11 protein-coding genes are annotated in these 11,039 nt (G+C 45.1%); 5 read left to right on the top strand and 6 right to left on the bottom strand.

Annotated features, from left to right (window positions below; translation table 11 throughout):
- Positions 1–307: 307 nt before the first annotated feature.
- The 3 genes from F557_RS19630 to sctT are packed head-to-tail and all read left to right on the top strand — an operon-like array spanning position 308 to position 2,259.
- The gene (locus F557_RS19630; protein ID WP_157617850.1) at positions 308–1,174 is read left to right on the top strand and encodes a PP2C family protein-serine/threonine phosphatase; all 867 of its coding nucleotides are present in this window, start codon (positions 308–310) and stop codon (positions 1,172–1,174) included.
- Positions 1,171–1,431 (top strand): type III secretion system export apparatus subunit SctS, encoded by a 261-nt coding sequence (gene sctS / locus F557_RS0110535; RefSeq protein ID WP_019002189.1) that lies wholly within the window; start codon positions 1,171–1,173, stop codon positions 1,429–1,431. Before F557_RS19630 ends, sctS begins: the two co-directional genes overlap by 4 nt.
- A 3-nt stretch (positions 1,432–1,434) precedes the next feature.
- A complete protein-coding gene (sctT, locus tag F557_RS0110530; protein WP_019002188.1) occupies positions 1,435–2,259 on the top strand; it encodes a type III secretion system export apparatus subunit SctT in 825 nt (274 codons plus the stop codon).
- 7 nt (positions 2,260–2,266) lie between these two features.
- Here sctT and lgt read toward each other — a convergent pair whose 3' ends face one another.
- Together lgt and F557_RS0110520 are read right to left on the bottom strand one after the other, a co-directional pair.
- Positions 2,267–3,007, bottom strand: coding sequence for a prolipoprotein diacylglyceryl transferase (gene lgt / locus F557_RS19625; protein ID WP_019002187.1), 741 nt, complete (start codon positions 3,005–3,007; stop codon positions 2,267–2,269).
- A gap of 80 nt (positions 3,008–3,087) precedes the next feature.
- Positions 3,088–3,366, bottom strand: a complete 279-nt coding sequence (locus F557_RS0110520) for a hypothetical protein (RefSeq protein WP_019002186.1) — start codon at positions 3,364–3,366, stop codon at positions 3,088–3,090.
- A 477-nt stretch (positions 3,367–3,843) separates the two neighbouring features.
- Here F557_RS0110520 and F557_RS22300 point away from each other — a divergent pair, with 477 nt between their 5' ends.
- Complete coding sequence (locus F557_RS22300) at positions 3,844–4,002, top strand: hypothetical protein (protein WP_019002184.1); 159 nt, start codon at positions 3,844–3,846, stop codon at positions 4,000–4,002.
- A gap of 222 nt (positions 4,003–4,224) precedes the next feature.
- On the opposite strand, the gene F557_RS22295 is transcribed toward F557_RS22300, so the two are convergent.
- The 3 genes from F557_RS22295 to F557_RS0110490 form a co-directional block, all read right to left on the bottom strand.
- On the bottom strand, positions 4,225–4,377 hold the full coding sequence (locus tag F557_RS22295) for a hypothetical protein (RefSeq protein WP_019002182.1): 153 nt from the start codon (positions 4,375–4,377) through the stop codon (positions 4,225–4,227).
- Entirely contained in the window at positions 4,377–5,483 is a 1,107-nt protein-coding gene (locus F557_RS0110495; protein ID WP_019002181.1) for an AAA family ATPase, read from the bottom strand. The genes F557_RS22295 and F557_RS0110495 overlap by 1 nt, the downstream gene beginning before the upstream one ends.
- 170 nt (positions 5,484–5,653) lie before the next feature.
- Positions 5,654–7,651 carry a transposase gene (locus F557_RS0110490; protein WP_019002180.1) on the bottom strand — a complete coding sequence of 666 codons (1,998 nt, stop codon included), beginning with the start codon at positions 7,649–7,651 and terminating at the stop codon, positions 5,654–5,656.
- A 676-nt stretch (positions 7,652–8,327) separates the two neighbouring features.
- On the opposite strand from F557_RS0110490, the gene F557_RS0110485 reads away from it, so the two are divergent.
- Complete coding sequence (locus F557_RS0110485; RefSeq protein WP_019002179.1) at positions 8,328–9,107, top strand: hypothetical protein; 780 nt, start codon at positions 8,328–8,330, stop codon at positions 9,105–9,107.
- Positions 9,108–9,123: 16 nt separating this feature from the next.
- On the opposite strand, the gene F557_RS0110480 is transcribed toward F557_RS0110485, so the two are convergent.
- Positions 9,124–10,866, bottom strand: coding sequence for an IS1634 family transposase (locus F557_RS0110480; protein WP_019002178.1), 1,743 nt, complete (start codon positions 10,864–10,866; stop codon positions 9,124–9,126).
- Positions 10,867–11,039 lie beyond the last annotated feature (173 nt).

The raw sequence follows: 11,039 nt of genomic DNA, 5'->3' as shown, positions 1-11,039 counted from the left end.
CTGCTTCTGAATGGTTGAAGTCTGCTTCTGAATGGTTGAGGTCTGCTCTTGAATGGTTGATGTAAGTTTTTCGATTAACGAGTAAAGGTTGTCCAGTTTGGAAGTGTCAGTATCGTGCTGATTAGCAGGAAGATTGTTATTTGTGATCTTCGCTTCCATTGCAAATTCCTTCAGCACATCACGATTTTTGTGTGCGATATGGTACGGATTCACCAGCACTTTTGTCAAGAATCCCTGAAGCCTTAAAAAGACGGTTTAAGACCTAATACAAAATCTCAACATTATCCGCTATGGCTCCAATGACGAGGTGGGCAATCTCAGCCTGGCCATCTCAAATATGAGCAATTCCCTGATAACCAATATCAACGCCCTGGTGGACAGCACCGCCCGTGAAAACCGCATTAAGGGCGAGCTGGGAGTTGCCTACGACATTCAGATGGGCATGCTGCCCGGCAAGGAAAGCATCCCCAGAAGCCCTCTGTACGAGATATCCGCCTTTATCCACCCGGCAAAGGAGGTGGGCGGCGACTTCTACGACGTCTTCCGGCTGGGAGAGGATCGGCTGGTGATCACTATTGGCGACGTTTCTGACAAAGGGGTGCCGGCAGCCATGTTCATGAGCATCTGCGTAACCCTGCTGAGACAGCTCTACAAAGGCGCAGACAGCATTGAAACGGTGTTCCGGGATGTCAACAGCTGTCTTAGCGAAAGAAACCCCAACATGATGTTTGTTACGCTGTTTTCCATGATTGTGAACACCCTTACCGGAGACTTCTGCTTCTGCAATGCCGGGCACTGCCCTCCCCTTATCGTCCGGGAAAAGGGACTCATGGTTCTGGAGCATCTTTCCGGACCGGCTCTGGGCGTTATGGAGGGAGCAGACTACCTGCTGGGCTCCGGGCATCTGGATCCCGGCGACTATCTCTTTATCTACACCGACGGCATTAGCGAAGCCCAGAACGAGGAAAATAAATTCTTCGGCGAGGAGCGCATCCGGAATGTCCTGGAACAGCGCCATTACAACAGTGCCAAATCTCAGGTATACTCCATACTGGATGCGATAGTCGAATTCCGGGGCCAGGCCGATCAGTCCGACGACATGACCATGCTGAGCTTCCGCCGCGCCGAAAACGGCGCCGCCCCGGAACCTCCTAAAACCGGAGACCTCTCATGAACCCTGCCATCGTTGATCTGGTTACCCAGTGCTTTTATCTTATTATGATGCTGTCCCTGCCGCCGATCATGGTGGCTTCGGTGGTCGGTGTATCCCTGGCGCTGTTTCAGGCGATAACCCAGCTTCAGGAGCAGACCCTGACCTTCGGCGTCAAGCTGATAGCCGTGGGCGTTACACTTTTTCTGACTGCGGAATGGTTTTCCTCCGAGATTTCCCACTACGGACAGATCATTTTCAGCTATTTTTATACCCTGTAGGCTATGGAATACATTCAGGCGTTTCTGAGCGACAATTTCTGGTGGCTGCACATCTCAGCCGCCCTGCTGGGGCTGATTCGCATTGTAACGTTTATCGGAGTCTGTCCGCTGTTTGGCCCCTCAGTATCAGCTGCTGTCAAGGGATCCATCGCCATCGCGCTGTACATTCCGCTGCATCCCCTGATGCTGGAGCAGGCAGCGGCTATTCATCTGGTATCCGTGGGTGATTTCATCTCTCTTCTGATAATTGTGGTAAAGGAGGTTTTCATCGGAATCTTTCTGGGCTGGCTGACCTCCCTGGTATTCTATGCGGTACTGTCTGCCGGCACAATTGTGGATAACCAGCGCGGCGCCTCCATGGCCCAGACCTCGGACATGCTGAGCGGCGCAGAAACCTCCCCGCTGGGATCGATCCTGTTCATGTCCCTGATTACCCTGTTTTTTGTATCCGGAAGCTTCACGCATTTTATGGAGCTTTTCTACAGCTCCTACGTCAGCTGGCCGGTGCGGGAAATTATTCCGGATTTCTCGGATCGCCGGCTGGCATTATTCTCCATAAGCAATCTGACATGGATGATGAAGGAGACCGTGCTGGTAGCCTCGCCGTTCATTCTGATCTCCCTCACCTGCGATATTTCCCTGGGACTTATCAACAGATTCGCACAGCAGCTCAACGTGTTCATTCTCTCCATGCCGATCAAAAGCGGCGTATGCTCCTTCCTGATTATCTTCTACTATCCGGAATTTCTGGAGAACGGCGAAATATCCTTCGGCGTCATGCTGAATACCCTGGAAAGCCTCTTCACCGTGTTCGGAAAACCCCTGTAACGAAGCCTTACGGCGTCCTGGGGGCCGGACACCTCCGTCTCCGCCAGAGAAGCACCGCCAGAAAAAGCAGCCCCAGGAGAGCAAGTGCTGCGCACAGTGCCTGTCCCCGCGTAATGCCGGAAAAAAGGTAGCCGGCTACCCGATCCGGTTCCCGGAAAAATTCTGCCAGGAACCTGAGAATCCCGTACCAGATCCCGAAAAGAGCCATAGCTCCCCCGGCCTCTCCGGATAATTTAAGAAGGCGGCGGCTCAGAAGGAGCAGCATCAAAAGCACCGGTCCCTCCAGCACCGCCTCGTAGAGCTGCACCGGATGCCGGGGAATACCGTCCCCCGCGGCCTCAAAGATCACGCCCCAGGGCAGATCCGTAGGCGTGCCCCAGAGCTCGCCGTTCAGGAAATTGGCTATTCTCCCCAAAGGCAGAATAAAGCAGGAAAGAACTGCCAGACGATCTCCGTTAACCGTAAAACCCCGGGGATCCGCAAGATACACCGCTAAAAGAAGCCCTAAAGCCCCGCCATGAAAAGACATGCCCCCCCTGTAGAGAAGCGGAATTTCGGAAAGAGCGCCAAGATAATATCCGGGCTCGTAAAAAAGGACATACCCCAGCCGGCCGCCGATAACAGCCCCCAGAGCTGCATAAACAGAAATATAAAGAGTATAAAGAAAGGTATTTTCGTAACAGGGAAAACGGCGAACGCCGGCAAAGACGGCTGTCAGAAAACCCAGGAGGTAAACAAAACCGTACATCGCGGCATACCGGTAATTTCAGGCCACCACCGCCCCGTGAAAAAGCCCGGAACAACTGCTGTTCCGCAGCTTTCGGGAAATCAGATGGCGATGCCTCTTTTCCTCCGGAACGCGGAGGCAGACCGGGGCTGATTGCTGTACATCTCGTCCTGAAGCACTGCCATACGCTGGTTATTCTCGTATTCGTGCTCCTTTTCATACTGCTGAAGACGCTCCCGGGCCATTTCCTCAACTTCCTCGCTGGGCTTAAAGCCTGATTTTTCAATCGCAGCGCTTACCGCCGCAATTTTCTTTCCGGATTCCTCAAGCTCGCGCTCGGTCTTCTCAATAAACTGTTCAACTTCCTCATGTGTCAGCATGGCAATATTCTCCTTTGGCCGGATCCGTCTGCTGTTCGCGTTCCGGCCGCTGCCGGCTCCGGAACACCCCTGAATTTTTCAGCATGAAAGCGGATAAACTCCCAACTGCGAAGAATACTACCCGAAACATGGAAGCAGAGCAAGAAATCCGGGTTAATTTAGTGAAAAGGATAAAAAAACGCTGCTCCCCGTCATTGTCAGATCTGTCAGGTTCAGGCCCCTCATGCCTAGCAGGCAAATCCGGCCATGCCAGAAGGAAAACGGCAGTACAGCCTTTTCAGGTTTGCTATTCTGCCGTGCAGATTAAGGTATCAAAGAGGTGAATATGCTAAACTGCCTGATATCAGCAGAAAAATCAGAGACCGCTGCCGGTTTTAGGCAGCATAGCGCCATCATTACGTCATCCCGGGGCATTTTCTGCTATCTATACAAAAAGATCGCGGTTTCATGAAATGCAGACGCTTTTAAGGAGCGGATATGGAAACAAATACGGATATGGCAGTCTCCGGGACTGTATTTCCGCTAGGCATATATCTGATTTCGAGAATCTTATCAGTAACGGGCATGGTCTACATCGACAAGACCTCCTGTCTTGAGGAGCTTCTGACCCCGGGAACAGGGTTTTTCAGATTCTGAGGCCCCGGAGATTCGGAAAGACGCTTGCCATGAGCATGCTGTTGTCGGTGCTTTTTAAAAAATTATCATTTTTGAGGCAATAGGAAATTAACCAGCTTCAACTGCGAAATGTAAGTTCAGATATATGGGTATTCACAGAGACGAACTGAAAGATGAATCGCTGTCTGATGAAAGAAGAAATGCTATTCTTGAGCAGGCAATGCCGTGGAAATTTAAGAAGGCCTAAAGTGCTGACTTTTGACCTAATACTTTATTTTGAAAAAAGACTTTGTTTTTTTCCGGAGTAAGCGATCTCCATAAGGCAACTTTTTCAAGATAATTGCCCAGCAAGCTTAGATCAGTTTTACCTTCACAAAGAATAATGCTCATACCCATTATCGCAACTCCAGATTATAATCTCCCCTGACCTCAACGGCTTCACATGCATTCATGGTTCGTGACGTAATTCCATCCACAGTATCTTTAAGAGTTATAATCCTAATTTTATCCATATTATCATTTCGTTTATCATTTATCGAATCAAGAAATGCGTCAACAAATTCAATGTTATGGGTTGTTACAAAAAGCTGAACTCCGTTCTTCAAAGCATAATCTACAAGATTTACCGAAAATTCAGCCTGTGCCTTATAATGGAGACCTGTATCAATTTCATCTATGCAGATTATTGAATTCTTATACAGGATCATTATACCTAACATATAAAACCATCGTTGAACACCGTCTCCGCATGCATATAACGGTAATACTTTATCACCGCTCATTATTACCGAAACAGGTGCCGTAGAACCGTCAGGATATGGAATCATGTCGAATCCCAAAATATCAGGGAACACCTTCTTTAACTCATCAGTAAATTTCTGTAATTTTTGTTCTCTCTTAAGGGCTGAATAAATTTGCTGGTTTTCTAATATTATAGCATGCGACCATAAATCGATAAATTTCACCGGTCGATAGGATTTTGATGCAATCAGATTTGCAGGAATCGTAATATCAGTGATGACAGATTGTTCCCCTTGTGTAATCTGCCATTTAGCAATCAGTTTTGTCTGATTGCTATTCATTTGACTTGAATTCACCGGCAGTTCTGAAGAAAGTAATGAATTCTGATTGTTATATTGATATGAAGAATCATATACTCCAAGCAAATCAGAAGGCCAAATAGAGTGTTCAAAGCAAACTCGTTCTCCGTCAAACAGCCCTTCAAAAGACATTGTCATCGGGACATTTTGAGCATCATTCACTACAGATAGAAGTTCCTCCATGACCCAGAACGGTTGCTGAACAAAACTATACCTACCTCTTGAAAGCGGGATATTAACAAAAGAACCACCATTGCAACCGCAACACCATACATAAACAGCTTCTAAAAATGAGGTTTTACCTACATTATTAGCACCAAGAACAATATTGACATTTGCTAAATCAAATACAGTAAAATCCTTGTATTTTCTAAAACCTTTCACATTTAATTGTTCTAACATAGTTAAAATCACCCTCTCTAGGTACAATAACCAGCTGTTATAAATCAAAGATTAAGCTGAAATCGACGCACTTCCGACATACACGGCAAAAGTATAAACTGCTTATCTTACATAGCCTTTTAGACGAGAATTTCCATAAAAACGTTAAACATCAACCCGGTTTTTAGGAATTATCCCATCCATGCATATATTTTATTTTTACTCCCCTTGGGTCTGCCAGGGGATCTTTTCTCTTTTGGAGGCTGATCGGTTTTGGGCTTGTTTTTGCTCCCTTTGGGCCGGCCCGGAGAACGTTTTTCCGGGAGTTTGATCTTTCCCTCAGCTATCAGTCTTTCTCTCTCCAGAGTTTTCTTGTTCCTGCTTCCTTTTGGCCTGCCGCGGGTTTTCTGCTTTGGCGCTGCCGGATCAGTCTTTTCTGTATCTGTCGTTTCGTTACCGCTGTTCTTCTTCGGTCTGCCAGGCTCTCTTTTCGTAACAGTGTGCTGAGGCTTCTTTCTTTCCAGACTCTCCATAGAGGAAGTAAACCTTGAGGTCACCTCGGCAGCAATAATGTCAAAATCACCGGGGAGTATGTCGAACCTTGCCAGTAAAAGTTTAGCCCGTGTTGTTTCATTATGAATGGCAATGTAATTTCGGTTTTGCTGAAGCAGCATTTCGATTCTGTCAATTTCCCGTATGGCGGAATTCGTACTCAATCCCAGCTTTTTGCAGTTTTGCTGAATTTCATTTCTGATAATCGATGACACAAAACAGACCAGAAATTTGCTTATCACCGAATCAGTGGGATGTACTCTGGTAACACTGCTTCCAAGCTGAGTTTTGATGTAGCTGTATTGAATCTCGGAACTGCTTCTCAGGCTGTAAATTCTGTCGGTTTCCTCAACTCCGAAATCATGCGATGTTCCGATAGCCGAGAATCCTTTCCTGTCAACATCGTTTTGCCATATGCTGTTATCATACACCACATCAAAGGTTCCATCAGGGTTTTGCGCAATCCTGAAATATTTCCTGAGCTGAGCGGGAGGAGCGGGCTTTTCTCCTCGCTCTGCCGCGGCATCCATTTCTTTTTTGGCCTTCACAACTTTGCTGATAAGAACAGCGGCGCGGGCGCAGCCGTTTGTCATATCATAAAAGACGTTCACAAAATCATTCGGTGAGCTCTTCTTAAAAATTCTGTGCTGCTCCGACATGCCAAAAAGAGCATTCTCATTAACAAGATGATCCACCCTGGCCTTTATTTCCTGCCAGTGTTTTTCCACCATATCGGTATAGCCGTAACAGTCAGATTTCAGCATTACAACAAAGGGAAGATTCATGCTTCTGATATGATCAAGCACATCCTCAGCGGCAAATCCGCGATCGATGATAATTCCTTTAACGGTGATACCGTGACCGTTCAGAAGTTCGATGACTTTATGGAAAGCCTTGCTGTCCACTGAACTGCCATGGTACACATCAAAGGTCAGAGGCAATCCGGTTTCAGCGCAGACCGCATACATATAGCTTACGACTGGGATGTTTTTGCCGGACTTTGCTTCGCCTTCTATGGCAAGAGCGCAGCTTTGAGATACGCAGTCGTTATTAGAACCGTCTATGCTTATCCAGGCATTGGTTACGTTTCTTTTCACACATTCATCAAGCCATTTCGACCTGAAATCATAACTCTGTTCTTCAGTGATCTTTCGGCCAAAAAATTCTGAGAGTTTGGAATCAGAGCAGGCCCAGTTATGAGAAAACATCACTTCTGAACTCATTCTGTCGCTGTATCCCAGAGATACATTTGAGTGATCCATGATGGAGTACATGGCGTAGTCAATCATCAAATTCGCATCAGCGGGCCCGAACACGTCAAGAAGCCGGGCATATAAACCGTTCTGATGACAGATACCCAGTGTAAGGGCATACATTCCCGGATGCAGGACATACTTCATTTTGCCAGCGGAACCGCCATAGTATTTTTCCCAGAGCTCCGGGAAATAAAACCTGAAATTCTCATTGGCATACATCGTCTTTTCCGTTGCAGCCTTGCCGATATTCATTCGCTTGCAATCCCGCTTTTTGGCATTGCCATCGGAGGGGAGGAACACAAAGACTCTGCCGTCATGCTTATTGATATAGCCGTTCTCAGGAATGGGAATTTCCCTCTTTTCCCGGTAAATATGCGACATGTTAACTCCACAAAATAGGACTCAAAACATCACCTGGTTCTGCCCGGCAATCCGGACTGATATTACAATAAAATATAATATCAGATATGTTTAACAGTGTCAAGCATAAGTTAACAATATTTTATTATAATTTATTGAGAAAGTGCGAAAAAAAAGGCATTGCTTTTCGGACAAGGCCTTTTTCGGATAATTTTGTAAAAAATATATTAATGAAATATTAGGGAACGAAATTACTACAAAACGTCAATTTATCGTTTTTCTAGAAATTCTCGTTTAGAAGGTCTATGAGTTCTTTCTTGTGCCCATTTATCTGAATTGGTGTTTTTTCCTTATAGTAATTCCCTGAACAAATCAACCAGAAAATCTTATCCACCTTATAAGGTGAAAATTACGCTCCTACGTGACCATCTCCGCTGAAATTTTGTGACACCTCTTTCCATACAATCTTGACAGTCTGTTCTTTAAATTCCTGATCCCCCCTTATCACCACAGGCGGAGGTCCTCAGGATCCAGTAAATCAGAAGCATGTTTGAGTTTTAACGAAGAATATTGGAGAAAATAGAAAGCAGTGAAGAAAAAATGGAACAGTTTTAAGAAGGAGATTGCCCAAAACTTTGACCGGTTTCCGCAATCTCCCCGTTCATAACTGCAATAGCTAAACAGCAAGGTTACGAACATGGATATTTTAGACCACAGAAACTATAACGTCACCTATTATCCCGAAAAATCTTCTGCAACTATACGTTTTTCCCCGGCAGATCACGTAATTGAGGCCCTTAAAAAGCGGTTCTTACAAGATAATCCGGGCTGCAAGTGTCAGAAGTGGGGAGAGTATGAACGAACAATCAAATCCACGGCTGCGCCTGATAAAACTGTAAAGGCCATAATTAAGCGCCTTGCCGTTATCCTCCCGGAGCCAGACAAATACGGGCATACATACATAGTGCATGCGCTGCTCCCTGATATTCTGCTTCCTAATTTCCAGCATTCAGTTCCAAACATGGCGGTACTCATTTACAGCGGTGAGATTCACCGCAATGCCAATGGCGAGATTGATGCCAGGACAGACGACGAGACCGGGACCAGAACCGATGGCAGATATGATGTATTCCTGTCATACATCTGCTGGCTGTTCGCGGCGTCAGAAGACTGGATTGACAGCAATATCGACAGATTCAGCAAGCGTCCTCGCAAAGACGAAGACAGAGAGCCGGCTAACGAGAAGCTGCGCCGCATGATGTCCGAAAAGTACAGGGAAATGGTTCTCAGTAACCTGGCGAGAAACATAAAAAATTATCTGGGGTATATCCCCAAAACTGAGGCGGGAAAGTCCCCGAACTGTCTGGCAATTCCCGAAAACATCCCCGGCATGGCTGAAGTCGGCCTCCCGGCACCTGAAGAGAGGGAAAAGGATGGGTATTTCGCGCCGGATATGTTTAACCTAAAAGTCGTATAACATACACTCAACAATTCTAGTCATTTCTGACTCCAATTTTTTTGAGATACAGTGAGTCACATGCTGTGACTTCTGTACTCCACCTGTATGTCCTAAGTTTGGTTGAAATTTTGACACTTTCTACTGTATCAAACCACTGTAGCTGCAGGTATATCGGGGTATTATTTACCCATGATTTCAGGCGTTTGGTAACAGCAAGCTCATTACTACTTAACTGACCTTCATGAATATCTTTATCAAGTTCCAGTTTTAACTTTCGGATAAGCTCGCAATAATATTCGTAATAACACAGTGCTACAAACTGCACAAACATTCTTCCGCGCAGAGTATCCGAACCCCATACACGAGCTCTTGAACCGTCCGCCTGCTGTTTTTCTGCCCGGAAGAACGACTCTATAGTCTCGCGTTTGCGGTATTTACTTAAACATTCAAAGGGATTTTTCTCCCGGTTGGATATAAGTACAAAGTATCCCTGATACTTATTAGCTTCACTGATAGCCTCATTATCGGGAATAACAGTCAGCTTGCTGCCCCATTTTTTTATCTTAAAGTATTTTGTGGCTTTTTCCTGAGCTGATGGTGACAGTTCCTCGATAGGTGTTCCTTCTTCCAGTGTCCTTTTCAATTCAAGCAGTTCTTCGTTAAAATCGACATTGGCCTGATTGTGTCTGGTCTGACTGAAATATATGTGAATGTAAATCTTCTTGGTAAAGCTCTCAGTATCTCCCTTCTTCAGTCCTTTCTTTTGACTGGCATATTTATGTACCTTTACAAAATCGTGTTTAACAGGAACCACTATTCCGTTTATTGACGGATCAAACGGGCATACGCTACTGAACTGATGCAGAGCATCGGTGTTTTTGTCTATCTCAGGTCTTATCCATTTGATACTGGTCTTTGCGAGTGTAATAAAATCAAAACCGGCCTGAAGCATCTCTGAAATATTACTTTCCGAATAGTATCCGTTATCTGTTATTATTTCTCTGGTCTTTATTCCCAGTGCTGTCAGCTGTTTTAATGCGTTAACCACCGAAGTAACATCGGGAAGATTTCCCGGCTGTTTGGTAAAAGCTACGGGCTGCCTGCTGTTAATGGAATACAGTGTCAGCAGTTTTATTGTTTTTAAACCGTCATGAGCCTTGTTAAAACCAAACCTTGCATCACTCTGATTATTTGAGTAGGTCGATATGGTGGATGAATCATATGCAAGAGCATCATTTTCTGACAGAGATTCACAACGTCTGGTAAAAAATTCCTGCTGAAGTGATTCGTCCATACCTATCTGTTTAAACAGATTATGGTAAACATCCTCTGTTATTCCATCCTCATACGGTAACGGATGATTGTACTGCCAGGTTCGTATTCCAGGAAGAGTCTGTCCATTGGAGGCAAGAAGATACCTTGCAAGTGAAATAATCTTCTGTGCTGTCCCATAATCAGTCGAACCATAGACTGCATCATCTATGCCGGAAACCTGTCCGACGTGTTCTATGATATCCATCATTCCGATACGGGTTCTTTCGGCAGTTACAATTTTACTATCAGCCTCATTTGCATCTGATTTCTTTCTTTTTGCACGTGTTGGCACAGGAATTTCAGAGCCCTTGGGAATTTTAGAGAGTAGTTTTGCACTTAGTATTTTGTTGTACTTTTTCTCCGGATCATATTTGATTTTTCTTTCCAGAACGTAGATATCTCCGTTCTTCTGACGGACATGAACTATAACAGTTTTAATTTCTCCTGAAGGAATTGATGGCATAACTCTCTCCTTTAATTGTGTGTATATTGTATTATAATATACACACAATTAAAAAGCAATAAAAAAGACTGATTTTTTTCTAAAAATCAGTCAGTTTTTTCAAGTTTTTCCGTTATTTTTCTAAAAAGTCGATTTCTGTTATTTACTTGAGTTTATATTAGACGACTTTTTGG

Origin of the sequence: Succinimonas amylolytica DSM 2873 (assembly GCF_000378405.1) — a bacterium.
In the GTDB taxonomy this organism is placed as follows: domain Bacteria; phylum Pseudomonadota; class Gammaproteobacteria; order Enterobacterales; family Succinivibrionaceae; genus Succinimonas; species Succinimonas amylolytica.
This window is presented reverse-complemented; position numbering and strand designations above follow the sequence as displayed.